At 64.1% G+C, this 26,947-nt stretch carries 27 protein-coding genes; 14 read left to right on the top strand and 13 right to left on the bottom strand.

Features of this window, described 5'->3' with window-relative positions:
* Positions 1 to 174: 174 nt before the first annotated feature.
* From CAF70_RS11780 to CAF70_RS11790, 3 genes are all read left to right on the top strand, one after another.
* Positions 175 to 1,068, top strand: a complete 894-nt coding sequence (locus tag CAF70_RS11780) for a LysR family transcriptional regulator (protein WP_063912913.1) — start codon at positions 175 to 177, stop codon at positions 1,066 to 1,068.
* A gap of 139 nt (positions 1,069 to 1,207) precedes the next feature.
* The gene (locus CAF70_RS11785) at positions 1,208 to 2,773 is read left to right on the top strand and encodes a PAS domain-containing methyl-accepting chemotaxis protein (protein WP_085623061.1); all 1,566 of its coding nucleotides are present in this window, start codon (positions 1,208 to 1,210) and stop codon (positions 2,771 to 2,773) included.
* 50 nt (positions 2,774 to 2,823) lie between these two features.
* Positions 2,824 to 3,423: a tRNA-uridine aminocarboxypropyltransferase gene (locus tag CAF70_RS11790; protein WP_085623062.1), complete on the top strand. Its 600-nt coding sequence runs from the start codon at positions 2,824 to 2,826 to the stop codon at positions 3,421 to 3,423.
* 128 nt (positions 3,424 to 3,551) lie between these two features.
* On the opposite strand, the gene CAF70_RS11795 is transcribed toward CAF70_RS11790, so the two are convergent.
* The 3 genes from CAF70_RS11795 to CAF70_RS11805 all read right to left on the bottom strand — a co-directional run bounded on the left by CAF70_RS11795 (position 3,552) and on the right by CAF70_RS11805 (position 6,198).
* Entirely contained in the window at positions 3,552 to 4,925 is a 1,374-nt protein-coding gene (locus tag CAF70_RS11795; RefSeq protein WP_085623063.1) for a TolC family outer membrane protein, read from the bottom strand.
* A gap of 312 nt (positions 4,926 to 5,237) precedes the next feature.
* Positions 5,238 to 5,603, bottom strand: coding sequence for a YbaN family protein (locus tag CAF70_RS11800; protein ID WP_085623164.1), 366 nt, complete (start codon positions 5,601 to 5,603; stop codon positions 5,238 to 5,240).
* Positions 5,604 to 5,610: 7 nt separating this feature from the next.
* On the bottom strand, positions 5,611 to 6,198 hold the full coding sequence (locus tag CAF70_RS11805; protein ID WP_025340148.1) for a YecA family protein: 588 nt from the start codon (positions 6,196 to 6,198) through the stop codon (positions 5,611 to 5,613).
* Between the two features lie 246 nt (positions 6,199 to 6,444).
* On the opposite strand from CAF70_RS11805, the gene recQ reads away from it, so the two are divergent.
* Both recQ and CAF70_RS11820 read left to right on the top strand, forming a co-directional pair.
* Positions 6,445 to 8,592 (top strand): DNA helicase RecQ, encoded by a 2,148-nt coding sequence (gene recQ / locus CAF70_RS11815; RefSeq protein WP_085623064.1) that lies wholly within the window; start codon positions 6,445 to 6,447, stop codon positions 8,590 to 8,592.
* Between the two features lie 148 nt (positions 8,593 to 8,740).
* The gene (locus tag CAF70_RS11820; protein ID WP_085623065.1) at positions 8,741 to 9,178 is read left to right on the top strand and encodes a MarR family transcriptional regulator; all 438 of its coding nucleotides are present in this window, start codon (positions 8,741 to 8,743) and stop codon (positions 9,176 to 9,178) included.
* Between the two features lie 114 nt (positions 9,179 to 9,292).
* Here CAF70_RS11820 and CAF70_RS11825 read toward each other — a convergent pair whose 3' ends face one another.
* Complete coding sequence (locus CAF70_RS11825) at positions 9,293 to 11,479, bottom strand: patatin-like phospholipase family protein (RefSeq protein ID WP_085623066.1); 2,187 nt, start codon at positions 11,477 to 11,479, stop codon at positions 9,293 to 9,295.
* A gap of 121 nt (positions 11,480 to 11,600) precedes the next feature.
* Between CAF70_RS11825 and CAF70_RS11830 the strand changes: the two genes are divergently transcribed.
* Entirely contained in the window at positions 11,601 to 11,828 is a 228-nt protein-coding gene (locus CAF70_RS11830; protein ID WP_256573273.1) for a SelT/SelW/SelH family protein, read from the top strand.
* 1 nt (position 11,829) lies between these two features.
* On the opposite strand, the gene CAF70_RS11835 is transcribed toward CAF70_RS11830, so the two are convergent.
* Entirely contained in the window at positions 11,830 to 12,720 is an 891-nt protein-coding gene (locus tag CAF70_RS11835; RefSeq protein ID WP_085623067.1) for a DMT family transporter, read from the bottom strand.
* Positions 12,721 to 12,898: 178 nt separating this feature from the next.
* Entirely contained in the window at positions 12,899 to 13,672 is a 774-nt protein-coding gene (locus tag CAF70_RS11840; RefSeq protein ID WP_085623068.1) for an AraC family transcriptional regulator, read from the bottom strand.
* Between the two features lie 131 nt (positions 13,673 to 13,803).
* Here CAF70_RS11840 and CAF70_RS11845 point away from each other — a divergent pair, with 131 nt between their 5' ends.
* A complete protein-coding gene (locus tag CAF70_RS11845; RefSeq protein ID WP_085623069.1) occupies positions 13,804 to 14,616 on the top strand; it encodes a UDP-2,3-diacylglucosamine diphosphatase in 813 nt (270 codons plus the stop codon).
* A 41-nt stretch (positions 14,617 to 14,657) separates the two neighbouring features.
* Here the strand turns inward: CAF70_RS11845 and CAF70_RS11850 are convergent, their stop codons facing one another.
* Positions 14,658 to 14,969: a DUF962 domain-containing protein gene (locus tag CAF70_RS11850; protein WP_015271286.1), complete on the bottom strand. Its 312-nt coding sequence runs from the start codon at positions 14,967 to 14,969 to the stop codon at positions 14,658 to 14,660.
* A 151-nt stretch (positions 14,970 to 15,120) separates the two neighbouring features.
* Between CAF70_RS11850 and CAF70_RS11855 the strand changes: the two genes are divergently transcribed.
* Positions 15,121 to 16,182, top strand: coding sequence for an AraC family transcriptional regulator (locus CAF70_RS11855; protein WP_085623070.1), 1,062 nt, complete (start codon positions 15,121 to 15,123; stop codon positions 16,180 to 16,182).
* On the opposite strand, the gene CAF70_RS11860 is transcribed toward CAF70_RS11855, so the two are convergent.
* Positions 16,139 to 17,593, bottom strand: coding sequence for a TrkH family potassium uptake protein (locus tag CAF70_RS11860; RefSeq protein ID WP_085623071.1), 1,455 nt, complete (start codon positions 17,591 to 17,593; stop codon positions 16,139 to 16,141). The two genes, CAF70_RS11855 and CAF70_RS11860, sit on opposite strands and share 44 nt — an antisense overlap.
* 101 nt (positions 17,594 to 17,694) lie before the next feature.
* On the opposite strand from CAF70_RS11860, the gene CAF70_RS11865 reads away from it, so the two are divergent.
* Complete coding sequence (locus CAF70_RS11865; RefSeq protein ID WP_085623072.1) at positions 17,695 to 18,252, top strand: NAD(P)H nitroreductase; 558 nt, start codon at positions 17,695 to 17,697, stop codon at positions 18,250 to 18,252.
* A 146-nt stretch (positions 18,253 to 18,398) separates the two neighbouring features.
* On the opposite strand, the gene CAF70_RS11870 is transcribed toward CAF70_RS11865, so the two are convergent.
* The 5 genes from CAF70_RS11870 to CAF70_RS11890 all read right to left on the bottom strand — a co-directional run bounded on the left by CAF70_RS11870 (position 18,399) and on the right by CAF70_RS11890 (position 22,097).
* On the bottom strand, positions 18,399 to 19,739 hold the full coding sequence (locus tag CAF70_RS11870; protein WP_085623165.1) for a HAMP domain-containing sensor histidine kinase: 1,341 nt from the start codon (positions 19,737 to 19,739) through the stop codon (positions 18,399 to 18,401).
* Positions 19,740 to 19,799: 60 nt separating this feature from the next.
* On the bottom strand, positions 19,800 to 20,216 hold the full coding sequence (locus CAF70_RS11875; RefSeq protein ID WP_025340137.1) for a Spy/CpxP family protein refolding chaperone: 417 nt from the start codon (positions 20,214 to 20,216) through the stop codon (positions 19,800 to 19,802).
* Positions 20,217 to 20,318: 102 nt separating this feature from the next.
* A complete protein-coding gene (locus tag CAF70_RS11880) occupies positions 20,319 to 20,996 on the bottom strand; it encodes a response regulator transcription factor (protein ID WP_085623073.1) in 678 nt (225 codons plus the stop codon).
* Positions 20,997 to 21,202: 206 nt separating this feature from the next.
* Positions 21,203 to 21,502 carry a YciI family protein gene (locus CAF70_RS11885; protein ID WP_012273585.1) on the bottom strand — a complete coding sequence of 100 codons (300 nt, stop codon included), beginning with the start codon at positions 21,500 to 21,502 and terminating at the stop codon, positions 21,203 to 21,205.
* A 1-nt stretch (position 21,503) separates the two neighbouring features.
* The gene (locus CAF70_RS11890) at positions 21,504 to 22,097 is read right to left on the bottom strand and encodes a septation protein A (RefSeq protein WP_085623074.1); all 594 of its coding nucleotides are present in this window, start codon (positions 22,095 to 22,097) and stop codon (positions 21,504 to 21,506) included.
* 67 nt (positions 22,098 to 22,164) lie between these two features.
* On the opposite strand from CAF70_RS11890, the gene CAF70_RS11895 reads away from it, so the two are divergent.
* The 5 genes from CAF70_RS11895 (at position 22,165) to rluB (ending at position 26,618) form a co-directional block, all read left to right on the top strand.
* Complete coding sequence (locus CAF70_RS11895; protein WP_085623075.1) at positions 22,165 to 23,025, top strand: PHP domain-containing protein; 861 nt, start codon at positions 22,165 to 22,167, stop codon at positions 23,023 to 23,025.
* A 13-nt stretch (positions 23,026 to 23,038) separates the two neighbouring features.
* Positions 23,039 to 23,668, top strand: coding sequence for an L-threonylcarbamoyladenylate synthase (locus tag CAF70_RS11900; RefSeq protein WP_038408376.1), 630 nt, complete (start codon positions 23,039 to 23,041; stop codon positions 23,666 to 23,668).
* 125 nt (positions 23,669 to 23,793) lie between these two features.
* On the top strand, positions 23,794 to 24,519 hold the full coding sequence (locus CAF70_RS11905; RefSeq protein WP_178076378.1) for a ScpA family protein: 726 nt from the start codon (positions 23,794 to 23,796) through the stop codon (positions 24,517 to 24,519).
* A complete protein-coding gene (scpB, locus tag CAF70_RS11910; protein ID WP_085623077.1) occupies positions 24,506 to 25,276 on the top strand; it encodes an SMC-Scp complex subunit ScpB in 771 nt (256 codons plus the stop codon). Before CAF70_RS11905 ends, scpB begins: the two co-directional genes overlap by 14 nt.
* Before the next feature lie 274 nt (positions 25,277 to 25,550).
* Entirely contained in the window at positions 25,551 to 26,618 is a 1,068-nt protein-coding gene (gene rluB, locus CAF70_RS11920; RefSeq protein WP_085623078.1) for a 23S rRNA pseudouridine(2605) synthase RluB, read from the top strand.
* Positions 26,619 to 26,947: the final 329 nt, after the last annotated feature.

A 26,947-nucleotide genomic window follows, 5' to 3' on the forward strand; every position in this document is an offset into this window, starting at 1 on the left:
CCGCGCGCCTTGCAGGTAGGGTCTTGCCGGCGGGCAGGGACATTTCGGCCAAGTCTGCTGAAGGTAGTGCCGGGGAAAAATCGCTACCGGCAAATACTTAGTTCAGGAATTTCTGAACTAAAGGCGGCAGAGCGGTTAGACTGCGCGCAAATACCCTTGCGGAACTGTTGCACCATGGCCTCGACCTTGCCCGACCTGAAACTGCTGCGCATCTTCGTCAGCGTGGTGCGCCACCAGGGGTTCGCCAACGCCCAGCGCGAGCTGAACCTGTCGACCTCGGCCATCAGCACCTACATGAGCCAGCTCGAAGGCGCCCTGGGTATCGTGCTGTGTCACCGTGGCCGTGGCGGTTTCAGCCTGACCAGCAAGGGCGAGCTGTTTCACCAGGAAACCCTGCGCCTGCTGGCCGAGCTGGACGGTTTCGAACAGTACGCCGCCGCCCTCAAGGGCGAGTTGCGCGGCACCCTCAACCTGGGGGTGATCGACTCCACGGTCGGTGACCGGGCCTTGCCGCTGGCCGAAGCCATTGGCGCCTACAGCCAGGAACACCCGGCGGTGCACCTGCACCTGTCGGTGTCCAGCCCATACGAGCTGCAGCTGGGCGTGCAGGACAACCGCCTGGACCTGGCCATCGGCGCGTTTTCCTCGCGCATGAGCGGGCTGCTTTATCAGCCGCTGTACCGTGAGCAGCACTGGCTGTACTGCAGCAGCCGCCACCCGCTGTATGCCGAACGGCGCATTCCCGAGCCAGTGGTGACCCAGCAGCGCATGGTCGGGCGTGGCTACTGGAGCCAGGCCGAGCTGGCCCGGCACGGCTTCAAGCACAGTGCCGCGACCGTGGAGAGCATGGAGGCGCAGTTGATCCTGATTCTTTCCGGGGCCTACATCGGCTACCTGCCCGAGCACTATGCCCAGGCCTGGGTCGACAAGGGCGACTTGCGCGTGCTGTCGCCGTCGACCTTCGGCTACCAGGCACCGTTCTCGCTGATCATTCGCCGCGGGCGCAGCCGCGAACCGTTGATCCAGACCTTCCGCGATTTGCTGAAAAGCCAGCTCAACGTGGGCTGAAGTCCGGCACATGCTGTATTTCGTCGGCGCCGGTTAAATTGTTGTCGCCGCTGACCGACAACATAATGGCGTCCTGCTATATATCAAATCAGCGTGTGCTGCTCACCACCTCCCCTTAATCCTGCAAGGATTGCCCAAGATGCGCATGAATTTGCCCGTCACTGAGCACGAAAGAACCTTTCCCAACGATCAGCGCCTGATTTCCACCACCGACCTCAACAGCCGCATCACCTATTGCAACGACGCCTTCGTGGCGATCAGCGGGTTCACCTACGACGAACTGGTCGGTCAACCCCACAACCTGGTGCGCCACCCGGACATGCCGCCGGCGGTGTTCGGCCACATGTGGGAAACCATCAAGCAGGGCAAACCGTGGATGGGTGTAGTCAAGAACCGGGCTAAGAACGGCGATTACTACTGGGTCAGCGCCTATGTCACGGCCATCTACGAGCAGGGCCGCATCAGTGGCTACGAGTCGGTGCGGTCGGTGCCCACACGCGAGCAGATCCGCCGCGCCGAGGCGTTGTACGCACGCTTGCGGGCCGGCCGAGCGCCGGTGCCATGGGCGGCCCGCCTGGGGCATGGCCTGGGTCACGGTTGGCCATTGATCGGCGCGGGCCTGCTGTCGGCAGCGGGCTACCTGTGGCTACCGCCTTACGCGGCACTCGGGGTACTGATGGCCAGCCTGCTGCTGGCCTGGTATCTGGTCGAGCACCGGCAGAACCAGGGCATCCGCCGCACGCTGGCCGAGCATCCCAAGGCTTTCACCAGCCCGCTGGTGGCGCTGACCTATAGCGATAACCCGGGCCTGCAAGGCCAGCTCGACCTGGCCATCCTCAGCGAGGAAGCACGCCTGCAAACGGCCTTGACCCGGCTGGTGGATGCCGGGGTCGGGGTGAAGTCGCGGGCTGCGCAGTCGTCCGGGTTGTCCGATGCCCAGGCACAGATGCTCGACCGTCAGCGCAACGAGACCGACCAGTCCGCCACCGCGATTGCGCAGATGGCGGCGACCATCCAGGAGGTTACCCACAATGTGCAAAGTACGGCGCATGCAGCGGGAGATGCCGATCAGCTGGCACAGCAGGGCAGTGAGCTGGCTCTGCAGAGCCTGAAAGCCATGGGCAGCATGAGCGATGCCGTCAATGACATCGGCCAGGCGGTGAACGCCTTGGCCGAGCAGACCCAGTCGATCGGCAGCGTGGTCGATGTGATCACTTCGATTGCCGAGCAGACCAACCTGCTGGCGCTCAATGCTGCGATTGAAGCGGCACGCGCCGGCGAACAGGGGCGCGGATTTGCCGTGGTGGCGGATGAAGTGCGTTCGCTGGCCCAGCGCACGCGCGCCTCGACCGAAGAAATCCACCACATCATTGCTTCGTTGCGCGCCGGGGCAGAGCGAGCGGTCAGTACGGCAAACCGTGGTGAGCAGATCTCGCGGGATAGTGTGCACAGTGTCGAAGCAGTGCAGGCCGCGTTGAGCGGGATTGCCCAGGCGGTCAGCCGCATCACCGGCATGAGCCAGCAGATGGCGACGGCGTCGGAGCAGCAGAGCCATGTGGCCGAAGACATCAACCAGCAGATCGTGAGGATTGCCCAGCTGTGCGACCAGAGTGCCGGGCAGGCCAGGCAGGGCGCGGAAATCAGCCAGGACCTGGAACGCATGGCGGAGTACCTGCATAGCCTGGCAGAGCGGTTCAACCGCTGAAATCGCTGGCCCCGGTTCTGTGGCAAACTGTTCCCGCCAAGGAGAACCCCATGCCCAGACCCCGCTGCGAGCGTTGCCAGCGCCCGCTCGACCATTGCCTCTGCCCACTGATTCCCGCGCTCGACAGCCGCACCCGCGTCATCCTGCTGCAGCACCCCAGTGAAACCGCCCATGCCCTGAACACCGCCCGCCTGGCCGCCCTTGGCCTGAACAACGCCGAGTTGCGGGTAGGCGAGGTGTTCGATGACCTGAGCGAATTGCTGGCGACCCCGGGTTACCGGCCGGCCCTGCTGTTCCCGGGCGATGACGCCCAGGAATTGCTGGCCTATGGCGAGACGGACGACAAACCCTTGCTGTTGATCGTGCCCGACGGCACCTGGCGCAAGGCGCGCAAGCTGCTGTACCTGAACCCGCTGCTGGATACGTTGCCGAGGGTCACGCTGGGGGCTGTCGCGCCTTCACGCTACCGCTTGCGCAAGGCACCGGAGGCGGGGGCGTTATCGACTATCGAGGCTGTGGTGGGGGCGTTGAACGCGTTGGAGCAGCCGGCCTGTTTCGATGCGCTGCTGGCACCGTTCGAGGCGTTGATCGAGGGGCAGATCAGGGCCATGGGGGCGGAGACGTTCCAGCGCAACCATGGCAGCGAGTAGGCGCTGGGGGGCTGCTTTGCAGCCCTTTCGCAGCACAAGGCTGCTCCTATAGATGTTGCGCGCTTTCCTGTAGGAGCAGCCTTGTGCTGCGAAAGGGCCGCAAAGCGGCCCCAACATCTCGAACCTGATCAACGCATGTCAGGCAAGCGCGCCTCGGTGCGCACTTCGGTAGTAGCCAGCGCTTCCGGCGGCAGCGAAATACGCTGCTTGCTCAGCAACTCGCCCATGGTCGCCAGCACGCGGTAGCGCGAGAACTCCTCGGTATAACGCACCTCGGTGTAGCGGCGGTCGGCGTTGTACAGCTCGTTTTCACTGTCGAGCAGGTCGAGCAGGGTACGCTGGCCCAGGCCGAACTGGTCCTGGTAGGCCGCACGCACGCGCTTGGTGGTCTCGGCGTATTCACGCGCGGTCGGCAGCTGCTTGCTGGCGTTGTTCATGGCGTTCCACGCCAGGCTCAGGTTCTCGGTCAGCTCACGCAGGGCGTTGTTGCGGATGTCCAGCGCCTGGTTGACCTTGTGTGCGTCGGAGTTCAGGCGAGCCTTGTCGCTGCCGCCGCGGAACAGGTTGTAGTTCATCTCGACGCCGGCTTGCCAGTCGTTGTTGCTGTGACCTTTCTCGCCGCCGGTGTTGTTGTTGGCGCCTGTGGCCAGGATGGCATCGAAGCGAGGATAGAAGGTCGACTTGGCCACTTCGTACTGCTTCTCGGCGGCATTTACGTCAGCCTGGGCCGACTTGATATAAGGATTGTTCTGGCGCATGCCTTCACGCGCCTGTTCGAGATCGGCCGGCATTTCAACCTTGATCGACTGCGGGCTTTCCAGCTCGTCCGGCATGCGGCCGACGACACTGAAGAAGTTGGCCTCGGCGTCGGCCAGGTCGACTTCGGCGGTGTCCAGGTTGTTTTCCGCCAGGGCTCGACGGGCGCGGGACTGGTCAAGGTCGGCGGTGCTGCCGACACCGCGCTCGTTGCGCAGGCCGATCTGGTCGTTGACGCGCAGGTGGGCTTGCAGGTTATTCCTGGCCAGGGCTACCAGCTCACGGCGCTTGAGCACTTCCAGGTACACCTCGGTTGCACGCAGGGCGACATCCTGGGCGACAGCCTGGGTGTAGTAGGCGCGGGAAGTGGAGACCGCTTCGGTGCGGCCCACCTCGTTCGAGGTGTTGAAGCCGTCAAAAATCATCTGCCGCAGGCGCAGCTCGGACTGGGTGTAGTTGAGCGTTTCCTTGTTGTGGTTGCTCGTACCGTCGGGGTTTACCCCGCGCGTATTGTTATTGTCCGAACGTTGCCGGCCGTAGCCTGCGACCAGGTCTACGGAAGGGAAGTAGCCACCACGCGCAAACTTTACGTCTTCATCGGCCGAGAGCTTGCTGTTGCGGTTGGAGCTGACTTGGGGATGGTAGTCCACGGCGCTCTGGACGGCCTCTGTGATCGACATCGCCTGTACGTTGGCACTCGCCAGGGCCAACAGTAACGCACTGGTGATGGGGTTCAAAACGCGCATGGTACATCTCCCTGATCCTGGAATTTATCCTGCTGTTCGCCAAAAAAATGACGATAAACTAATCGCGTATAGTGTTGCAGGTTTTTAACAACACAGCTAAGTACATTCAATGCGATAGATAAGAAGATTTATTCATATCAAATTGCCATATAAGACATATATTGTCTAATTGGTTTGCGCAGGACTGCACAAGTGCACCACTATGGATGGCCGTGAAAGCCCGTGAATACAAGGCTTTTGCCTGGTTCCAGAATTCTTTCGGATAAGAGAAGTATCAGTTAGGCGATATTGATATTTGGCGACAAAATATTGTCACTTTGACCTGTGCAAGGTTTTCCGGCTGAGGATATACAGGCTTACCAGCACGGCGCTGGTCAACATGAAGGTGCGGGCCCAGAACAGCGGTACCAGATAGCACGACAGGCCGATGCTGGCCCACATCAGGCCGACAGCATAGACCTTGCCCTTGAGGGGGATGCCTTCACCACTGAGGTAGTCGCGGATCCATGGCCCGAGCTTCGGGTGATGGACCAGCCAGTGGTGAAAGCGCGGCGAGCTGCGGGCAAAGCAGGCCGCCGCCAATAGCAGGAACGGAGTGGTGGGCAGCACCGGCAGGAAAATCCCCAACACCCCCAACGCGACGCTGAGCCAGCCGGTGGCCAGCAGCAGGTAGCGCACAAGCAACTTAGTGGTGGCGTGGCTTGAGCAGCGCCGGCTTTTCGTCAGGGGCGTGCAGCAGCAGGAACAGGGCAGTCAGCGCTTCCGGGATCTGCACGATCATGTCGTCCTGCAGGTTGGCGTTGCTGGCGATATCGGCGAACTCCGGCTGCTCGTCGAACAGGCCCGAGCCAACCATGATCGGCAACAGCATCTCGCTGACTTCTTCCTCGGCGTTCTCGAACCAGGCCTCTTCACGCAGGAATACGCCTTCCATGAAGCCGATGCACCAGCCGCGCAGGTCGGAATCGTCCGGCTCGTCGGTCAGGTCCAGGTCGCACGGCAGCTCGAACTCGTCGTCACTGGCCAACTGACGGGCGATATGCGCTTTGAGCGCCACCAGGGTGGCTTCGATCTCGGTGCGCTGAGCGTCGCTGGCGTAGTGCGGTTCTTCGGCGAACAAGGCGTCGATCCATTCGCGCTCGGGCACTTCCTCGGCATTGATCGACAGGGCGGTGAGGTAGCCGTGGGCGGCGACATAGTCCAGCGCTTCTTCGTGCAGCTCGTCGGCGTCGAGGAAGGCTTGCAGGCGGGTCAGTTGCTCGGCGAAGGACATTACAGGGCTACCTTGGGGAATAAACGATAACGAATTCTAGCACCTTGCGGCGACGGCGGGGCAAAGGGAACGTCTATCGTCGCGGTGCCCTGCGCGGGGCAGCGCTGCGGTATACTCCGCGATTTTTCATCCAGGGGCAGGTTTTGCCGGCTGCCTGGCAAAAACCGCTTACGCATTTGGCGTGTGCGGGGCGGGTTTTTCGTCCAGCCTGTATCCAGGATGGTACGGCGATTTGTGGAGTTGCACATGCTCGAACAGGCTCAGCGCGTTCTCAAGGACGTCTTCGGCTACGACAGTTTCCGCGGGCGTCAGGCAGCGATCATCGACTGCGTGGCCAATGGCGGCGATGCCCTGGTGCTGATGCCCACCGGCGGCGGCAAGTCGTTGTGTTTCCAGGTGCCGGGGCTGTTACGCCCGGGCCTGACGGTGGTGGTCTCGCCACTGATCGCGCTGATGGACGACCAGGTCGCTACCCTCGACGAGCTGGGGGTGCCGGCTGCCGCGCTGAACTCCACGCTGACGCCGGAGCAGCAGCGTGACCTGGCCGGGCGCCTGCGCCGTGGCGAAGTGAAGATGCTGTACCTGGCGCCGGAGCGCCTGGTGCAGCCGCGCATGCTCGACTTCCTGCGCGACCTGGATATCGCGCTGTTCGCCATCGACGAGGCCCACTGCGTGTCGCAATGGGGCCATGATTTCCGCCCCGAATACCTGCAACTGGGCCAGCTGGCCGAGCTGTTCCCGCATGTGCCGCGCATCGCACTGACCGCCACCGCCGACATGCGCACCCGTGAAGAAATCGTCCAGCGCCTGCACCTGCAAGGCGCCGAGCGCTTCCTGTCGAGTTTCGACCGGCCCAACATCTTCTACCGCATCGTGCCCAAGGAGGCGCCGCGCAAGCAACTGATGGCCTTCCTCGGCGAGCGCCGCGGCAACGCCGGCATCGTCTATTGCCTGTCACGCAAGAAAGTCGACGAGACCGCCGCCTTCCTTTGCGACCAGGGCTTCCCGGCGCTGCCGTATCACGCCGGCCTGGCTGCCGAGACGCGCGCGGCCAACCAGCACCGCTTCCTCAACGAGGAAGGGCTGATCATGGTCGCCACCATCGCCTTCGGCATGGGTATCGACAAGCCCAACGTGCGCTTTGTCGCCCACCTTGACCTGCCCAAGTCGCTCGAGGCGTACTACCAGGAGACCGGCCGTGCCGGCCGTGACGGGCTACCGTCCGATGCCTGGATGGCCTACGGGCTGCAGGACATGGTCATGCTCAAGCAGATGCTGCAGAACTCCGAAGGTGACGAGCGCCACAAGCGCATCGAGCAGCACAAGCTCGACGCCATGCTGGCCCTGTGCGAAGAAACCCGCTGCCGCCGCCAGTCGCTGCTGGCGTATTTCGACGAAACCCTCGAGCAACCATGCGGGCACTGTGACAATTGTGTCGACCAGGTGCAGACATGGGACGCCACCGAGCCTGCCCGCCAGGCACTGTCGGCGGTGTTCCGCACCGGCCAGCGCTACGGCGTCGGGCACCTGGTCGACGTGCTGCTGGGCAAGGACACCGACAAGGTGCGCAATTTCGGCCACGAGAAACTCTCGGTGTTTGGCGTCGGCAAAGGCCTGGCCGAGGTCGAATGGCGCTCGCTGTTCCGCCAGCTGGTGGCGCGCGGCCTGGTCGACATCGACCTGGAAGGCTACGGTGGCCTGCGCCTGTCCGACAGCTGCCGGCCGCTGCTGCGTGGCGAAGTGACCTTGCAGTTGCGCCGTGACCTCAAACCGCAAACCACTGCCAAAACCTCGTCCTCCAGTGGCGGCAGCCCGGCCAGCCAGCTGGTGCGTGCCGAAGAGCGCGAGCTTTGGGAAGCGCTGCGTACCCTGCGGCGCAAGCTGGCCGAGGAGCACAGTGTGCCGCCCTACGTCATCTTCCCCGACTCGACGTTGCTGGAGATGTTGCGCAGCCAGCCGGTCAGCCTCAGCGACATGGCCCAGGTCAGTGGCGTGGGCGCGCGCAAGCTGGAGCGTTATGGCCAGGCCTTCCTCGAGGTGCTGAACAACAGCGGTGGCACCGACGACGCACCGAAAGTGGTGCTCGACCTGCGCCACGAACTGGTCAGCCTGGCCCGCGCCGGTATGACCCCGGCGCAGATCGCTGGCCAGCTGAACTGCAGCGAGAAAAACGTCTACAGCTTGCTGGCCGAGGCGCTGGGCCGTCAGGAGCTGAGTCTGGAGCAGGCCCTGGACCTGCCGGAAGACCTGTTGATGGAAGTGCAGGATGCCTTCCTCGATGGCGAGGGCGAGCTGCCACCGGTGTCGGCGATTGCGCCGCTGTTCGGGGCACGGGTGCCGGAGGGCGTGCTGTACTGCGTGCGTGCGGCGCTGGCGGCCGAGTTTGAACTGTGAGTGGCGACAGGATCGCGCAGACCTGCCATCTGCTGACCTTCGTCATGTTTTTTCACGATTATCGAACATTCCAGTGTGCCCGAGCCTTGCCTCGTGGGACGGGCCATGGTTAGCTGCCTAATAATTAGATCTGTTCAATGAGTTGCTTATGCCCCTGACCGACAACCAACACCGCTTCGGCATGCAGCTGGCCCAGATGTCCCGGGGGTGGCGTGCCGAGCTGGACCGGCGCCTGGCCGGGCTCAACCTGTCCCAGGCGCGCTGGCTGGTGTTGCTGCACCTGGCCCGTTTCGAAGAGGCCCCGACCCAGCGTGAGCTGGCCCAGAGCGTGGGTGTTGAAGGCCCGACCCTTGCGCGCCTGCTTGATAGCCTGGAAGGGCAGGGGCTGGTGCGCCGGCAGGCGGTGCTGGAGGACCGGCGGGCGAAGAAGATCGTGCTGTGCCCACCGGCCAAGCCGCTGATCGACCAGATCGAGACCATTGCCAATCAACTGCGGGTGGAGCTGTTCACCGGGGTGGACGAGGCGGACCTGCAGGTCTGCATGCGGGTGCATGCCAGGATTCTGGCCAACCTCGAGAAATCCTGAGGGGCCATTGGGGCTGCCTTGCAGCCCTTCGCGGGCATGCCCGCTCCCACAAGTGATCGCTGGACTCTGAGGGAGCGGGCGTGCCCGCGAAGGGCCGCAAGGCGGCCCCAATATTCAGAAGGTATGCCCCAGGTTCAGGTACACCGCCTGCTCATGCGCACTGTTCGCCCCGTAGCTCAGGTTCAACGGCCCCAGCGGCGTCTCCAGCCCCAGGAAGATGCTCGCCGCATTGATGTAGCCACTGTCGAACTCGTTGTCGTTGTTCCACGCCCGCCCACGCTCCAGCGACCCGCCGATGTACAGCGGGAAGTCCAGCGGCACGTAGGCCCGTGGCGTCAGGCGGCGGTAGTAGACCATGCGCATCAGGCTCACGTTCTGCCCCGACACCGAGTCCTGGCGGAAGCCTGACAGCTCCCGCGCGCCGCCCATGACGAAGCTCGACGTCACCACTTCGGTATCGTCCAGCGTGCGCCCGTAGCGCCCGCCCAGCACGAAGGTGTTCGGCCCGCTGCTGATGGCCTTGTCCAGGTTGAACATCCACTGCCGGTAATCCTGGTCAGAATCCAGCGACCGGTCATACTTGCGCAAGGTCAGGCCGATATCTTCGCCGCGGTGCGGGAAGTACACGTTGTCGAGCGTGTCGAACGAGTACTTCAGCTCGTAGAAACCTTCATTGAAACTGACCTTGGGCAGGTCCTGGGCGCCGATGCGCACCTCGGCCTCGCCCCAGGCCTTGCCCACGCCCAGGCGCACTTCACCGTTGGTGCCGATCTGCCGCCCTACGTTCAGGCCAAAGCCGTAACGCTCCAGGCGGTACTCTGCCACCGGGTCGTTGTCCAGGGTGGCTTCGATGTTCTGTGAGCCGAAGGCCAGGTACGGCGCGATGAAATAACGCGAACCTACGTCCAGCGGCTGGTAGAACTCGCTGTACAACTCCTGCTGGTCGCCGATCTGGCCACGGGTCAGCCATTCGGCGCCGAGGCTGTTGATGCCGTTGACTCTGTAGCTGGCGCCCAGGTTGAAGGCGCTGTCGCCGCGCAGGTCGTCCGACAGGTTCAGGCCCAGGCGCAGGTAGTCGGTGCCGCCACGACGGCCCCGGGCGTTGATCACAAGGGTGTTGTCGTCACCCTTGTGCACCACGCGGTACTGCACCCGGTCGAAATAGTCCAGGCCATACAGCGTGCCCATATCGGTCTGCAGGCGGCCGAGCTCCAGCGGGGCATCGATCGGCTGACGGATATACGAGCGGATGACCTCGTCGCTGACCTTGGAGTCGTTCTCGATCCTGATTGCGGTGATTACCGGTGTGCGCTGGCGCGGCGAACGGGCCACGGCCAGGCTGCTGTCGCCTTCAGACCTGCGCAGGGCGACCAGGCGCGGGTCGAGCAGGCGGGTGGCGCGGTAGCCGGCATCGATCATTTCCCGGGCGCGGCCAAAATCGGTGACGCCGAAGGCGCTCAGCGGCGGCTGGATGAGGATGTCGTCTCGGTGCAGGCTGGCCAGTTGTTCTTCCGAATTGCGCCGGGTCATCAGGGTGATCGACTGGTTGAGCACGTCGACCACCGTGGCCAGCTGCTTGCGGTCACGCAGCGGGGTGCCGATGTCGACCACGATGGCAAGGTCCACCCCCATTTCGCGGGCGACGTCCACCGGGATGTTGTCGACCATGCCGCCGTCCACCAGCAGCCGGCCGTCCAGCTCGACCGGGGCGAACACCGCCGGGATCGACATGCTGGCGCGGATCACCTGAGGCAGGTGGCCACGGCGGAACACCACCTTTTCGCCACTGGCAATGTCGGTGGCCACTGCGCGGAAGGGGATCGGCAGCTTGTCGAAGTCACGGGTGTCGGCGGTATGCGCCAGCTTGCTTTCCAGCAGCAGTGCCAGGTTCTGGCCCTGGATCACCCCCAGCGGCAGGCCCAGGCTGCCGTCGTCGCGAAAGCTGAGCTTCTGCTTGACCAGGAAATCGCGGTCATCCTGCTTGCGCCGGAACGGTACATCCTTGCGCGGCGGGGCATCGGACAGCGCCTGTTGCCAGTCGAGGGTGGTGGCGAGCTTTTCCAGCTCTTCGACACTATAGCCCGAGGCATACAGGCCGCCGACCACCGCGCCCATGCTGGTGCCGGCGATCGCGTCGATGCGCACACCCTGTTCCTCCAGGGCCTTGAGCACACCGATGTGGGCCAGGCCGCGGGCCGCGCCGCCAGACAGCACCAGGCCAACCTTGGGCCTGGCCGGTTCGGCGGCGAATGCCGTGAGGGCGGTGAGGGTGAACAGCAAACAGAACAGCAAACGGCGCATCGTGAGTCTCAAACCGTGGGCTAAAGACCGCTAGTATAAGCGGCCCCTCACCTGGAGATGCCTCACCATGGCCGACAGCAAACCGGAAATCGTCATCACGTACTGCACCTAGTGCCAATGGCTGCTGCGTGCCGCCTGGCTGGCCCAGGAACTGCTCAGCACCTTCACCGACGACCTTGGCCGAGTGGCGCTGGAGCCTGGCACCGGCGGTATCTTCCGCATCACCTGCGATGGCGTGCAGATTTGGGAACGCAAGGCCGACGGTGGTTTCCCCGAGGCCAAGGTGCTGAAGCAGCGGGTACGCGACCAGATCGACCCACAGCGTGACCTTGGCCACAACGACCGCTGAATCAGGCGCCCTCGGCCAATGGCCGCTGCCTGGGCGGTTGCTCGGCGGCCAGGCGGCTGGACAGCACGATGGCGAAAATGATCAGTGCGCCCCCCAGCAGCATGCGCAGGGTCGGGGTTTCGGCGAACACCGCCCAGGCCACGGCGATGCCGTAGACCGGCTCCATGCCGAATACCACGGCGGCGGTGCGCGCCTTGATCACCGACAGGCTGGCGACGAACAGGCTGTGTGCCACGCCGGTGCAGAAGATGCCGAGCAGGGCGATCCACAGCCAGTCCATGGTGGCTACGCCAGCCAGGCCCGGTGCCGCGAACGGCAGCAGGCACAGCCCCACCACCAGGTTCTGCCACAGCGCCGCCTGCACCGCGGGCAGGCGCCCGGAGCCAGCGCGGTTGGTGAGTGACAGCAGGGAGAACAGCAACCCCGACAGCAATGACCACAGCAGGCCACCGGTGGCTTCACTGGCCAGGTCGAAGGCCGGCGTGACCAGGACCAGGCCGATACTGACCAGCAATACCAGCAATGCCTCGTTGCGACGGATGCGTTCGCGGAACAGCAGGCCTTCGAGGATCACGGTAAAGGCCGGGAAGCTGGCGAAGCCGAGGGTGGCGATGGCCACGCCGGCGACCTTTACCGCAATGAAGAAGCTGACCCAGTGGCCGGCCAGCAGCACGCCGCCGAGCAGCAGACGGCGGGCGTCCTGACCGCTCAGCCGTTGCCAGCCCGGCCCGGCCAGGCTGGCGAACAGGGCCAGGGCGAGCACGGCGAAGGCGGCGCGGCCGAAGACGATGATCACCGGGCTGGCACTGGCGGCCAGTTTGCCGAAGACGCCGGTGAGGCCGAAGAACAGCGCGCCAATGTGCAGGGCGCCGAGGGCAGTGCGGTGGTTCATGGGGGGTCCTTGCTCAAGATCTGTGCTGACTATGCCGGCCTCTTCGCGGGCATGCCCGCTCCCACAGGTACTGCACAGGTGTTGAAAACGGTGCAACACCTGTGGGAGCGGGCGCGCCCGCGAAAGGGCCGGTACAGGCTCAGTGTATAGGCTCGGGAGAATGCATTCTGTCGCCAGACTAATGTGCCTTGTCGCCAGACTCTCGTCGCAACGCAAGCGGCGTACACCCGAACGCCCGCAACATCGCCGCCGAAAACGCACTCTGCGAGCTGTACCCCACCTGCGCGGCAATTTCGCCCATCGGTAGCAAGGTCTGCACCACCAGGCGCCGCGCCTTGAGCAAGCGCCGCTGGCGAATGTAGTCCATCGGCGTCATCCCGCACTCCGCAGTAAAGCGCGCATGCAGGCGGGCACTGGACAACCCGGCGATGCGCGCCAGGTCAGCCACTTGCAGCGGGTAGGCAGCCTGCTGCTCGATATGCGCATCGAAGGCAGCATAGGGCAGGCGCTGGCTGGCGCTGACGCTGGCGGCCGCCGCAGGGTTGAGGCTGGCCAGCAGCAGTGCTGCCCCTTGCCGGGCAATCAGCGGATCGTGCATGGGGCTGGCCGCCAGCCAATCCACCAGCTGCTGCTGGCGCTCATCCAGGCCCAGGGCGCCGGGGCGGTCGAGCAAACGGCGGCTGGCATCGGCATGTTCGCCCAGTTGCTCGCGCAACCAGAGGTCTCCTGGTACATCCAGCACCAGGCAATCGCTACCGCCATCGCTGGCGCAGGTGTGATGGGCACCCGCCGGTACCACGATCAACCCCTGTCGATCGATCCCGGCGCCATGCCCCTGCACCTCGAAATCCAGGCGGCCGCGCAGGCCGAACACCAGTTGCGGGTGTTCGTGGCTGTGTGCGATCAGGCTGTCGCGGTAGTGGCGCAGCGAGAGGATCGGGCCGGCGGTCATGGGTAGCGTCGTCCTCGCAGGGCAGAAGCGCATTGTGCCTCATTCCCTGCAACCCATCACTCGTAACGGTTTTGCCACCGCGCTGTCATCCGCGCCTGCCAGGCTCCAGCAAACTGCGCCGGAGCCTGCCCATGACCCATGCCGAACTGTCCCGTCCCTCGCGCAAGCAACGCGTGCGTACCCTGTGGATCTCCGATGTGCATCTGGGTACCCGCGACTGCCAGGCCGAACACCTGTCGCAGTTCCTCAAGGGTTACCAGGCCGACCGCATCTACCTGGTGGGCGATATCATCGATGGCTGGAAGCTGCGCGGTGGCATCTACTGGCCGCAAGCCCATACCAACGTGATCCGCCGGTTGCTGACCATGAGCAAGCGGGGCACCGAGGTGATCTACGTCACCGGCAACCATGACGAATTCCTGCGCCGTTATTCCAGGCTGATCCTTGGCAACATCCAGTTGGTGGACGAGGCCGAGCACCTGACTGCCGATGGCCGCCGACTGCTGGTGATCCATGGCGACCAGTTCGATGTGATTACCCGTTACCACCGCTGGCTGGCATTTCTGGGTGACCGTGCCTACGAGTTCACCCTGGTGCTCAATCGCTGGCTCAACCACTGGCGCGCCCGCTATGGATACGGCTATTGGTCCCTGTCGGCGTACCTGAAGCACAAGGTCAAAGGCGCGGTGAACTTCATCAGCGACTTCGAGAATGCGATTGCCCACGAATGCACCCGTCGCGGTTTTCATGGGGTGGTGTGTGGGCATATCCACCATGCCGAGATTCGCCAGGTGGGGGAGGTGGAGTACCTCAATTGCGGGGATTGGGTGGAATCGTGCACGGCACTGATCGAGCATTGGGATGGCACGATCGAGTTGTACCGGTTGGCAGATGCACAGGCGCGTGAAGCGCAGGCAGCGGCGGCGGTACGTGAACCGGCGTAGGGTTCGAGGCCCCAGGGGGCTGCAAGGCGGCCCCAAAAAATCTACAGGCTGATCTTGCCCAGCAGGATATCCCTGAACATCACGAAATCCCCGATCAGGCTGTACAACGGATGGGTAAAGGTCGCTGGCCGATTCTTTTCGAAAAAGAAATGCCCGACCCAGGCAAAGCCGTAGCCGAACACGGGCAAGGCCAGTAGCAGCAACCATTTGCCACTGCCGATTGTATACGCCAGCAGGGCGATCACCAGGCTGGTGCCGACAAAGTGCAGGCGGCGGCAGGTGGGGTTGCTGTGTTCCCCCAGGTAGTAGGGATAGAACTCGGCGAAACTGCGAAATTGCGCTGTGCGGTTCATGGCAGTGCTCCGGGATTAATACTTCTGGACAAGATGCACGGCGTGGAGCCTGATTCGAGTCTAGAGTGACTGGCGAGGCCTATCAGTGACAATAGGCGCCAATTGAATATCCTTGGGGTTTACCGCAGGAGCGGTCAGCAAGATGCCTGTCATGAGCGAAAGAACCACGTCAGCGAGCTGGGCGTCAGGAATCGTGAAGGCACTCGAACTGGAAGGGCTGGACTGCCAGGCCATGTTCAAGCAGCTGGGGCTGGATTTCGCCGCCCTCGACGACCCCGACGCGCGCTTCCCCCAGGACTCCATGACCCGGTTGTGGCAACTGGCGGTGGAACTTTCGGGCAACGAGGCCATTGGCCTGAACATGGCGCGGGTGGTGCGCCCGGCGTCGTTCCATGTGGTGGGTTATGCGTTGATGTCCAGCCGCACGTTGGCCGAAGGCTTCGAGCGACTGGTGCGTTATCAGCGCATCATCGCCGAAAGCTCCGACCTCAGCTTCGTCCTCGGCCCCGAAGGCTATTCGCTGATCCTGACCGTGCACGGCGACCATCTGCCGCCAACCCGGCACAGTGCCGAGGCGTCGCTGGCGTGCGCGCTGGCGCTGTGCAGCTGGCTCAGCGGTCGGCAGCTGCAACCACGCCGGGTGCTGGTGCAGGGGCCGCAACCAAAGGACATCGAACCGTACAAGGTGGCGTTCCACTCGCCGCTGGTGTTCGGTGCGCCGCACGATGCGCTGGTATTCGAGCGCGCCGACATGGAGGCACCGCTGCCCACCGCCAACGAAGCCATGGCCATCCTGCATGACCGCTTTGCCGGCGAATACCTGGCGCGTTTCACGGGAAGCCGGGTCACCCACCGCGTGCGCCAGGTGCTGTGCCGCATCCTGCCGCAGGGCGAGCCCAAGCGCGAGGCCCTGGCCCAGGCCCTGCACCTGTCGCAGCGCACCTTGCAGCGGCGGTTGCAGGAGGAGGGCACCAGCTTCCAGACCCTGCTCGATGACACCCGCCGAGAACTGGCCGAACAATACCTGGCGCAGCCTGGCATGACCCTGCTGGAAACCGCCTACCTGCTGGGCTTTGCCGACCCCAGCAACTTCTATCGGGCGTTCCGCCGCTGGTTCGATGCCACACCCGGTGAATTCCGCGCCCGCCTGGGTGCGGAGCCCGAGCTGGTCAGTGGCGCCAGAATGCCGGCATGCACAACACGAGTACGGTAATGATTTCCAGGCGACCGAGCAGCATGCCGCTGGCGAGAATCCATTTGGCGGCATCCGGCAGCGTGGCGTAGTTGCCCGACGGGCCGATCACTTCCCCCAGGCCCGGGCCCACACCCGACACCGTGCCGGCAGCGCCGGTCAGGGCGGTCATCCAGTCCACGCCAAGCAACGACAGCAGCAGCGCCATGACACAGATGGTGATGGCGAAGAAGAACGAGAAGGTCAGGATCGACCGCACGATTTCTTCGTCAAGGCGGTGGCCGTTGTACTTCTGCTTGATCACCGCACGCGGGTGGATCAGTTGGTTGAGGCTTGCCTTGAGCAGGATGTAGGCGACCTGGAAGCGGAAGATCTTGATGCCACCTGCCGTCGAGCCGGAGCAGCCGCCGACGAAGCCCAGGTAGAAGAACAGCATCAGCGAGAAGTTGCCCCACAGGCTGTAGTCACCCAGGGCGAAACCGGTGGTGGTGACCACCGAGGTCACGTTCAGCGCCACGTGGCGCAGGGCGTCGAGCCAGTGCAGGTTGGTGGTGGCCCAGTACCAGGTGCCAAGCACTAGCCAGGTGGCCACCAGCATGCCCAGCAAACCCTGCACCTGTTGGTCGCGGAGCAGTGCCTTGCGGTTGCCGCGCAGCGTCGCCACGTAAAGGGTGAAGGGCAAGCTGCCGAGAATCATCACCACCACCGCGACCCAGTGCACGGCCGGGATATCCCACTTGGCCAGCGACTGGTCGGAGGTGGAAAACCCGCCAGTGGAAATCGCCGACATGGCGTGGTTGATCGCATCGAACGGGCTCATGCCGGCCCACCAGAAGCCCAGCGCACCCAGGATCGAGAAGCCGACGTATACCCCCACGATCGATTTGGCGACCATGTGCGAGCGCGGCATGACCTTCTCCGAGCGGTCGGACGATTCGGTCTGGAACAGGCGCATGCCACCGATGCGCAGCAGCGGCAGGATCGCTACCGCCATGCCGATGAAGCCGATGCCGCCAAGCCAGTGCAGCATCGAACGCCACATCAGGATGCCCGGTGACATGTTGTCGAGCCCGCTGAGCACGGTGGCGCCGGTGGCGGTGATGCCTGACATGCTTTCGAAAAACGCGTCGGTATAGCTGATGTGCTGGGTCAGCAGGAACGGCAGGGCGGCAAACACGCACACTACCAGCCAGCTGCTGACGGTCAGCAGGTACATGTCGCGCGGGCGCAGGTGCACATGCTCGGGGCGGCCCTGAAGCACCAGGGTCAGGCCGGCGATGAAAGTGATCAGGCTCGACCAGAGGAACGACGGCATGTCACGGGTGCGTTCGAAGATCACCAGGGTCGCCATGGGCACGGCCATGCTGACGGCGAGGGTAATCAGGAAGATGCCGATGATGAAACCAATGATCCTTAAGGTCGGCAACGCCATGTGATCTGCTCTGACTCGAAACGGAAGGGCGCCATTCTACCTATGGGTCTGGTGATGTAAACGCTAGAATGGCGGCACATTCACCTGCCAGGAGGGTAGCCATGGAGGCTCTCGACGCATTGCTCAACCGTGTTTCCGTACCACGTCTGACTGACCCGGCGCCCAATGCCGCACAGCGCGAGGCGCTGTTCCAGGCCGCCTTGCGCGCCCCGGACCACGGTCAGCTGCGGCCATGGCGCTTTCTCACCATCGAAGGCCAGGGCCGGGAGAGGCTGGGGGAGCTGTTCGCCGAAGCGCTGCAGCACAAGGGCGATGCCAGCCAGGCTGCCCTGGACAAGGCCCGCGCCACGCCGCTGCGGGCGCCGTTGCTGATCGTGGTGATTGCCAGGCTGCAGGACCACTTCAAGGTGCCCAAGTCCGAGCAGCGGCTGGCGGCAGGCTGTGCGGCGCACGGCATCCTGATTGCTGCGCATGCGCAAGGTATCGGTGCGGTATGGCGCACCGGCGAAATGGCTTTCGATGCTCATGTGCACAAGGGCCTGGGGCTGGCCGAGAACGAGGAGCTGATCGGTTACCTGTATGTTGGTACGCCGCTGACCGAGCCGCGTACGGCGCCGATTCTGGAAACTGCCGCGTTTGTCAGCGCCTGGGGCGAGTAACGCAGCCTTGGGCTGATCGCCGTATCAAGGCATCCGGCCTCTTCGCGGGCTTGCCCGCTCCCACAGGTACAACACTGCTTCAAGGCCTGTGTAGTACCTGTGGGAGCGGGCAGGCCCGCGAAGAGGCCAGCAGCATTTACATCAAATCAACTACCCGTCACTTCAGCTACAGGCAACTCCAGCCTGGCCACAAAGCCTCCCTGTGGATGATTGTCCAGCACCAGGCTGCCACCATGCCGCTCTGCCGCCTTGCGTGCAATCGCCAGCCCCAGCCCATGCCCCGGCGCATCCTGCCCCGGCGCACGGAAGAAGGGTTCCCCCAGCTGCGCCAGGTGCTCCGCCGCCGCTCCAGGTCCATGGTCACGCACGCGGATCACGATACGGTCCTGCTCGCGCACGGCGCTGAGCTCGATCGGCTGGCCCTGCGGGTTGAAGCGCAGGGCGTTGCGCAGCAGGTTGTCCACGGCACGCTCGATCAGTTTTGGCCAGCCCAGCATGGTCAACCCCGGCTGTGCCTCCAGGCGCACATCCTGCTCCGGTGCGCTGAGCTGAGCGTCCTTGCGCACGCTACCGAGCAGGGCATTGAGGTCGACCGGCTCGGCATGGGCCTGTTCGGCATCGACCCGCGCCAGGGCGAGGATTTCGCTGATCAGGTCTTCCAGGCGGTCGCATTCGCGGGTCAGGCGTGGCCACAGCGCCTCACGCTGCTCGGGCTCGGCGCGTTCAGCCAAGGCCAGGGCGATACGCAGCCTGGCCAGCGGCGAGCGCAGTTCATGGGACACATCGCGCAGCAACTGTCGCTGGCTGCCGATGGTGCTTTGCAGGCGCGCGCCCATCTTGTTGAAGTCCTTGGCCAGCACGCCGAACTCGTCACGCCGCGCCGCCAATTGTGCCAGGCTGTTCTGCTGGTAGGTGGTCTGGCCCAGGTCATGCACGGCGCCGCGCAGGCGATTGAGCGGGCGGGTGATGGACAGCGTTACCAGCAGGCTGAACAGGGTCAGCACCACCAGGGCAATGCCCAGCGCACTGAGCGGCCACAGCAGGCTTTCGCGGTGCCAGGCGTCCAGCGCCGGATGGGGGATGCGGTAGATCAGCAGGTATGTCTCGCCGGTGTCGGGGCTGGTGTATTCCTCGGTCAGCCGGCGCCACGGCAGGCGCCGCTGGTCGTTGTGCTGGCGTGCCTCGAAGGCCGCCGCACGGCGTGGGAAAGTGCCAGGCACCACGGCCTCGCCACTGTCGTCGAGCACCTGCACGTCGATCTTGTAGCGGTCCTTGCGCCGTTCCAGGAAGTGCTGTGCCGAAGCCAGGCCTTCCTGTTCGTAATGCTTGGCCCACTTGCTGGCCAGGGTATTCAGGCCCGGGTGGCGGCTGAGGATCCAGGCGTCCTGGTTGAGCATATGGCCCAGCAGGATCGACAGGCCCGCAACCAGGGTGATGGCCAGCCAGAAACTGGCCAGGATGCGCCAGAACAGTGAACGCAAGTGCACCTCCTGCAAACGGGAAAAGCCCGGCTCGCACTGAGGCGGGCCGGGCATCGGGCGGACAGCTTACTGGGCCTTGTTGCCTTTTTCAGCTTTCCAGGCCTGGAACTCCTGCCACTCGGCCTTTTGTGCGGCGCGTTCCTTCTGCAGTTCGTCGAACTTCTTCTGCTGCTCAGGCTTGAGCAGGGCACGGACCGCGCTGTCGGTCTTGTCGCGGTTGGCCTGCAGTTCGTCCTTCATCGCCTTCTGGTCGGCGGCCGGCAGCTTGGACAGGTAGCGCTCGGTGATGTCGCGGCGCTGTTTCATCTGCTCGCCCATCAGCTTGCCGATCTGCTGGCGTTGGTCACGGCTCAGGTCCAGCTGGTGGAAAGGCGCATCACCACGATGATGCGGGCCGTCGTGGCGCGGGCCGCCTTCAGGCATGGCCATGGCCACGGTCGGCAGGGCGGCGGCGAACATCAGGGCGATAAGGGTCTTGCGCATGGTGTCTCTCCTTTACATGGGCCGGTGGTTACCGGATGAGCACAGTCTAGGGAGATCACCGTCAAGCGCGGTCAGTGGAGGGTAAAGGCTCGGTAAAGATGTTCAGAGGCAGTAGTAATAGCCACGGCTGCGCAGGGCAACGATGCGTGGCCGGCCATCGGCGTGCGGACCGATCTTCTTGCGCAGGTTGCTGACGTGCATGTCCAGGCTGCGGTCGTACAGGGTCAGCTTGCGGCCCAGGCCGATCTGCGCCAGTTCCTGCTTGTCCAGCGGCTCGCCGGGTTGGCGCAGCAGGGCTTCGAGAATGCGGCTTTCGGACAGGGTCAGGGTCATTTCGCGGCCATCGATGCTGGCCACGCCACGAGCAGGGCTGTAGACCAGGTCGCCCAGCTCCACCTGGCTGGTGGTGGCGGAGGGGTGGCTGCGGCGCAGCACCGCACGCAGGCGAGCGGTGAGCTCACGCGGGTCGCAGGGTTTGGCCAGGTAGTCGTCGGCGCCCAGTTCCAGGCCGAGGATGCGGTCCAGCGGCTCGCCGCGCGCCGAGAGCATCAGTACCGGAAGTTCGGCATGCTCGCTGCGCAACTGCTTGAGCAGTTCCAGGCCACTGCCGTCGGGCAGCATCACGTCCAGCACCACGGCCGCCGGGGCGTGCGCGGCCAGGGCCTGGCGTGCGCTGTGGCCATCGTGGCAGGCGCGCACGGTAAACCCTTCCTGGGTCAGCCAGCTGCCGAGCAGCTCGCACAGCTCCTGGTCATCATCAATCAGTAACAGCTCGCTCATGACTCACTCAATTCAACCATTGACGGCGGCTAAATCGGCCCGCCAGTGGCAAAGATACCGCAGACTGATGGCAATCGTATAACTGCCAGTACTGCGTGGACTTCTTCGCGGGCTTGCCCGCTCCCACAGGGACACCAAAGATCCTGAGGTTTGTGAGTTACCTGTGGGAGCGGGCAAACCCGCGAAGAAGCCGACGCGGTCTCAGATCAGGGCAGTACTTGCTTGAACGGCTTGACCACGACCTTGTCGTACACGCCGGCCGCAATGTACGGATCGGCATCGGCCCAGGCCTGCGCCGCAGCCAGCGATTCGAACTCGGCAACGATCAGGCTACCGCTGAAACCTGCTTCGCCCGGGTCGTTGCTGTCGATGGCCGGGTGCGGGCCGGCCAGTACCACGCGGCCCTCGGCCTTCAGTTGCTGCAGGCGTTCGATGTGCGCCGGGCGGGCGGCCAGGCGCTTTTCCAGGGAGTTTGCGACGTCGCTGGCGATGATGGCGTAGAGCATGTCAATCCTTGGGTTTGGAGGTAGAAGGGTCGTCGTGCAAGTGGCGCGACAGGTACATGCCCTGCGCCACCAGGAAGATCACGGTCATGCCCAGGCTGCCGAACACTTTGAAGTCGACCCAGAAGTCCTGGAAGGTGAAGGCAACGAACAGGTTGGCCGCGCCGCAGAACAGGAAGAAGCCGATCCAGGCCAGGTTCAGGCGGGTCCAGATGGCATCGGGCAGGTTCAGGGCGTGGCCCATGATGCGTTTGATCAGCACCCGGTCGCCGACGAAGTGGCTGCCGGCGAAGCCCAGGGCGAACAGCCAGTTCACCACCGGCGCCTTCCACTTCAGGAAGGTTTCGCTGTGGAAGGTCAGCGTCAGGCCGCCGAACACCAGGCAGGCTACCAGGGTCAGCCACTGGCCCTTTTCCAGCTTGCGCTGGCGCAGGAACAGCGCGCCATAAACCACCAGCGAGCTGATGATCAGCATGGCCGTGGCGCTGTAGATACCGCCGAATTCGAAGCTGTGGCCGGCGACTTCCATGGGGCGCGGATCGAGCTTGTAGACGATGAAGAACAGCAGCAGCGGGATGAAATCGATGAATTGTTTCACAATGGCAGCCAGAATCGGGATGTGACGGCATAATAACAAACATCGATTCCAGCGAAAGCGCTCCTCCATGAATGTTGATCTGCACTGTCACAGCACGGCCTCCGATGGCGCCCTGTCGCCCTCGACCCTGGTCGCCCGGGCCCATGAGCATGGGGTGCAAACGCTGGCACTGACCGACCATGACACCATCGAAGGTCTGCCCGAGGCGCGCCAGGCATGCCGCGACAAGGGCATGCGCTGGGTCAGCGGGGTAGAGCTGTCGTGCACCTGGGGTGGTGCGACCATCCATGTGCTGGGCTATGACTTCCCGCTCGACGCGCCGCCCCTGCTGGCGGCAATCGATGCGCTGCACCGTGGCCGCTGGCTGCGCGCCGAAGAAATCGACAAACGGCTGGCGGCCAAGGGCATGCCCGGTACCCTCGACGGCGCTCGCGCCGTGCAGCACGAACTGGGCGATAGCGGCAACGCCCCGGCACGCCCGCATTTTGCCGAATACCTGGTGCGCGCCGGGCACGTCAAGGACCGCGGCGAGGCGTTTCGCAAATGGCTGGGGGCCGGCAAGCTGGGGGACGTCAAGCAGCACTGGCCGACCCTCGATGAAACCGTCGCTACCCTGCGCCAGTCCAATGCTTGGGTGAGCCTGGCGCATCCCATGCACTACGATCTGACCCGCAGCAAGCGCAGAAGGCTGATTGCCGACTATATTCAGGCAGGCGGGCAGGCGCTTGAAGTGGTCAACGGGATGATGCCTGCCGAGCAGGTGGGCACCATGTCCATCCTCACCCGTGAGTTCGGCCTGCTGGCAAGCGCTGGCAGTGACTTCCACGGCCCCGGCACCTGGGGTGAGATCGGTGCCTACCGGCCTTTGCCCGAGGACCTGCCACCTCTGTGGCGCCGATTCAGCCATGAACAGCCTTTGGCGGTATGAACAGGACGACTACGTGAGCCAATTTTTCCAGATTCATCCGGAGAACCCGCAGCAGCGCCTGATCAAGCAGGCCGTCGAGATTATCCGCAAGGGCGGCGTGGTGGTGTACCCGACGGATTCGGCCTACGCACTGGGTTGCCAGATGGGTGACAAGGCGGCCATCGAACGGGTGCGGCGCCTGCGCGGGCTGGACAAGACGCACAACTTCACCCTGATGTGCTGCGACATGTCGCAGCTGGGGTTGTACGCCAAGGTCGACACCGGCACCTTCCGCCTGCTCAAGGCACATGTGCCGGGGCCTTACACGTTCATCCTCAACGGCACGCGCGAAGTGCCGCGCCTGCTGTTGCACGATAAACGCCGCACCATCGGGCTACGGGTGCCGGCCCATGCCATCACCCTGGCCTTGCTGGCTGAACTGGGCGAGCCGTTGATGAGTGTGAGCCTGATCCTGCCGGGCGACACCGAGCCGATGACCGACCCTTACGAGATCCGCGAGCGCCTGGAGCATCATGTCGACCTGGTGATCGATGGCGGTTTCGGTGACCTCAAGGCCTCGACCATCATCGACCTGTCCGGCGATGAGCCGGAACTGGTCCGTGAAGGCTGCGGCGACCCCACGCCGTTCCTGGTCAACGCGTGAGCCAGGTGGAAACGCCCGAGGCGCCGGCCGAACAGGTCGACGAGCCTCGGCAGCTGCAACTGGCTCTGGTCTATGGCGAAGCCCTGACCGAGCTGCCGCTGGACCTGTACATCCCGCCGGACGCACTGGAAGTCATCCTCGAAGCCTTCGAAGGCCCGCTGGACCTGTTGCTGTACCTGATCCGCAAACAGAACATCGACATCCTCGACATCCCGGTGGCAGAAATCACCCGCCAGTACATGGGCTACGTAGAGCTGATGAAGAGCGTGCGCCTGGAGCTGGCTGCCGAATACCTGGTGATGGCTGCCATGCTCGCCGAGATCAAGTCGCGCATGTTGCTGCCGCGCTCGGCCGACGTCGAGGAGGAAGAGGGCGACCCGCGCGCCGAACTGATCCGGCGCCTGCAGGAGTACGAGCGGTTCAAGGCCGCCGCCGAAGGCATCGATGAGTTGCCACGGGTCGGCCGCGAGGTGCTGGTGCCACGCCTGGAGGCGCCGCAGGCCAAGGTGCGCAAGCTGTTGCCCCAGGTCAGCCTGGAAGAGCTGCTGGTGTCGATGGCCGAGGTGATGCGCCGCAACGACCTGTTCGAAAGCCACCAGATCACCCGCGAGACCTTGTCCACCCGCGAGCGCATGAGCCAGGTGCTGGAACGCCTGAAGGGCGGTGGATTCGTGCCGTTCGTCGAGCTGTTCGCCGCCGAGGAGGGCAAGCTGGGCGTGGTGGTGACTTTCATGGCGATTCTCGAGCTGGTGAAGGAATCGCTGGTCGAACTGGTGCAGAATGAACCCTTCGCCGCCATCCACGTGCGGCTTCGCCCGGCGCTTGTTGAAGAACCCGATGAACCTGAATGAACCCCGCGACCTGGCGTCGCTGATCGAAGCCTTCCTGCTGGCTTCGGGCAAGCCGCAATCCCTGGAGCGCCTGTACGAACTGTTCGAGGAGGCCGAACGACCGGAGCCCAAGGTGTTCAGGCAGGCGCTGGAGCTGCTGGGCACGTCGTGCAATGGTCGCGCCTTCGAGCTCAAGGAGGTGGCCAGCGGTTACCGCCTGCAGATTCGCGAAGACTTTGCGCCGTGGGTCGGGCGCCTGTGGGAAGAGCGGCCGCAGCGCTACTCGCGCGCGCTGCTGGAAACCCTGGCCCTGATCGCCTATCGCCAGCCCATCACCCGCGGCGAAATCGAGGATGTGCGCGGCGTGGCGGTGAACAGCAACATCATCAAGACCCTGATGGAGCGTGAGTGGATCCGCGTGGTCGGCTACCGCGAAGTGCCCGGGCGGCCGGCGATGTTCGCCACTACCAAGGCGTTTCTCGACCATTTCAACCTCAAGAGCCTCGACGAGCTGCCGGCCTTGGCCGAACTGCGGGAGATGGAGCCGGAGCCGCTGCTCGACCCGGATGACGCGCCAGTGCCGGCGCACTTGCAGGCTTTGGCTGATGCCAGCCTTGGCGACGAGGAAGAGGTTGCCGATCCGAAGGAGGAGACCAGCTTCCGCAGCTTGCTGGTGGAGCTGGATGCCATGGAAGAGGGGCTGAAGACCGATTTCGATGACTTGCGCGAGGAAGAGGCTGAGGCCTCGGTGGGGGAAGAGGGCAAGTCGCTGCCCTGATTCCTTTGTTGCCAGTACCGGCCTCTTCGCGGGCTCGCCCGCTCCCACAGGTACTGCGCAGCCCTCAGGACCTGTGATATCCCTGTGGGAGCGGGCAAGCCCGCGAAGAGGCCGGCACTGTCAGCACCCCACCATTAGGCAGAAACCCCTCGCAATACCCACAAAACCCACTACCCTCCAGTGCGTTCCCCCGCCGAACCGCGTATGATGCGCGGCCTTTTGGCGCATTCGTCGTCAAAACCCTGATTTCATTCCTACACCGGGAGGTGCCCAGATGAGTGAGCAAGACCTGCAAGATACCGAAATCACCCCTCCATCCGGCGAAAAGCTGCAGAAAGTGCTGGCGCGCATCGGCGTTGGCTCGCGCCGTGACGTCGAGGCCTGGATCAGCCAGGGCCGCATCAAGGTCAACGGCGTCGAGGCCACCCTCGGCCAGCGCGTCGACCTGCACGACGCCATTGCCGTGGATGGCAAGCTGATCAAGCGCGAAGAGGCCGCCGAGGCCACCCGCCGGGTGATCATGTACAACAAGCCCGATGGCGAAATCTGTACCCGTGACGACCCGGAAGGCCGCCCGACCGTGTTCGACCGCCTGCCGCGGCCCAAAGAAGGCCGCTGGATCAACATCGGCCGCCTCGATATCAACACCACCGGCCTGCTGCTGTTCACTACCGACGGTGAACTGGCCAACCGCCTGATGCACCCGTCCTATGAGATGGACCGTGAGTACGCGGTACGTGTGCGTGGTGAGGTCGACGACGAGATGATCGAGCGCCTGAAGGCCGGCGTGATGCTGGAAGACGGCCCAGCCAAGTTTACCGACATCCAGAAGGCGCCCGGTGGCGAAGGCTTCAACCACTGGTACCACTGCGTGGTGATGGAAGGCCGCAATCGTGAAGTGCGTCGCCTGTGGGAGTCCCAGGGCATGGTGGTCAGCCGCCTGAAGCGCGTGCGTTTCGGCCCGGTGTTCCTCAACTCCGACCTGCCGATGGGCCGCTGGCGTGAAATGACCCAGGGTGAAATCGACATCCTTGCCGCTGAGGTGGGCCTGCAGCCGGTGGCGCTGCCAGCCATGAAGCTCAAGGCCAAGGACAAGATGGAGCGCCTGCAGCGCAAATCCACTCGCCCGTTGGGCCGTGGCGAGCGCGTGCGCAGCCTGCGCCCGGCTCACGAAGGTGCTGCTGCCGGCGAACGCCCTGCACGCCAGCCGCGTGAAGAGGCCCCACGCAAGACCAGCCGTGGCAGCACGGTGGCAGAGCGCCCGAGCGAGATGCGCAAGCGCCCGGCCAAGCCTGAAGGTGACAAGCCGGCAGGGCGTGGCCGCGGCAAATCCCGTGGCTGATTGGCCTTTGTTTTAAAGAGAACCAGCCTTCGGGCTGGTTTTTTTATGCCTGTGAGAATTTGGGGCTGCTTTGCAGCCCATCGCCGGCAAGCCAGCTCCCACAGGGTCACCACAATGGCCGCACCTGTGACCATCCTGTGGGAGCTGGCTTGCCGGCGATGGGCCGCAAAGCGGCCCCAAGATATTGAACAAAAAGAATTTTTCGGACGACTGGCAAGTTCTTGAACCGGCGTGTAAAGAAATTCATACAAAAGCGGCCTGTTTCAGTCCGGATTTCAGATTAAACCCGATCGTGTAAACAAACCTTGCCGCCGCCCAAGCACCAAACC

This window comes from Pseudomonas sp. B19(2017), assembly GCF_002113165.1.
In the GTDB taxonomy this organism is placed as follows: Bacteria; Pseudomonadota; Gammaproteobacteria; order Pseudomonadales; family Pseudomonadaceae; genus Aquipseudomonas.

Bases quoted from the DNA above. Each gene is read 5' to 3' on its own strand.
- CAF70_RS11780 (WP_063912913.1), top strand. From the start codon at position 175: ATGGCCTCGACCTTGCCCGACCTGAAACTGCTGCGCATCTTCGTCAGC.
- CAF70_RS11785 (WP_085623061.1), top strand. From the start codon at position 1,208: ATGCGCATGAATTTGCCCGTCACTGAGCACGAAAGAACCTTTCCCAAC.
- CAF70_RS11790 (WP_085623062.1), top strand. From the start codon at position 2,824: ATGCCCAGACCCCGCTGCGAGCGTTGCCAGCGCCCGCTCGACCATTGC.
- CAF70_RS11795 (WP_085623063.1), bottom strand. From the start codon at position 4,925: ATGCGCGTTTTGAACCCCATCACCAGTGCGTTACTGTTGGCCCTGGCG.
- CAF70_RS11805 (WP_025340148.1), bottom strand. From the start codon at position 6,198: ATGTCCTTCGCCGAGCAACTGACCCGCCTGCAAGCCTTCCTCGACGCC.
- recQ (WP_085623064.1), top strand. From the start codon at position 6,445: ATGCTCGAACAGGCTCAGCGCGTTCTCAAGGACGTCTTCGGCTACGAC.
- CAF70_RS11820 (WP_085623065.1), top strand. From the start codon at position 8,741: ATGCCCCTGACCGACAACCAACACCGCTTCGGCATGCAGCTGGCCCAG.
- CAF70_RS11825 (WP_085623066.1), bottom strand. From the start codon at position 11,479: ATGCGCCGTTTGCTGTTCTGTTTGCTGTTCACCCTCACCGCCCTCACG.
- CAF70_RS11835 (WP_085623067.1), bottom strand. From the start codon at position 12,720: ATGAACCACCGCACTGCCCTCGGCGCCCTGCACATTGGCGCGCTGTTC.
- CAF70_RS11840 (WP_085623068.1), bottom strand. From the start codon at position 13,672: ATGACCGCCGGCCCGATCCTCTCGCTGCGCCACTACCGCGACAGCCTG.
- CAF70_RS11845 (WP_085623069.1), top strand. From the start codon at position 13,804: ATGACCCATGCCGAACTGTCCCGTCCCTCGCGCAAGCAACGCGTGCGT.
- CAF70_RS11850 (WP_015271286.1), bottom strand. From the start codon at position 14,969: ATGAACCGCACAGCGCAATTTCGCAGTTTCGCCGAGTTCTATCCCTAC.
- CAF70_RS11855 (WP_085623070.1), top strand. From the start codon at position 15,121: ATGAGCGAAAGAACCACGTCAGCGAGCTGGGCGTCAGGAATCGTGAAG.
- CAF70_RS11860 (WP_085623071.1), bottom strand. From the start codon at position 17,593: ATGGCGTTGCCGACCTTAAGGATCATTGGTTTCATCATCGGCATCTTC.
- CAF70_RS11865 (WP_085623072.1), top strand. From the start codon at position 17,695: ATGGAGGCTCTCGACGCATTGCTCAACCGTGTTTCCGTACCACGTCTG.
- CAF70_RS11875 (WP_025340137.1), bottom strand. From the start codon at position 20,216: ATGCGCAAGACCCTTATCGCCCTGATGTTCGCCGCCGCCCTGCCGACC.
- CAF70_RS11880 (WP_085623073.1), bottom strand. From the start codon at position 20,996: ATGAGCGAGCTGTTACTGATTGATGATGACCAGGAGCTGTGCGAGCTG.
- CAF70_RS11885 (WP_012273585.1), bottom strand. From the start codon at position 21,502: ATGCTCTACGCCATCATCGCCAGCGACGTCGCAAACTCCCTGGAAAAG.
- CAF70_RS11895 (WP_085623075.1), top strand. From the start codon at position 22,165: ATGAATGTTGATCTGCACTGTCACAGCACGGCCTCCGATGGCGCCCTG.
- scpB (WP_085623077.1), top strand. From the start codon at position 24,506: ATGAACCTGAATGAACCCCGCGACCTGGCGTCGCTGATCGAAGCCTTC.
- rluB (WP_085623078.1), top strand. From the start codon at position 25,551: ATGAGTGAGCAAGACCTGCAAGATACCGAAATCACCCCTCCATCCGGC.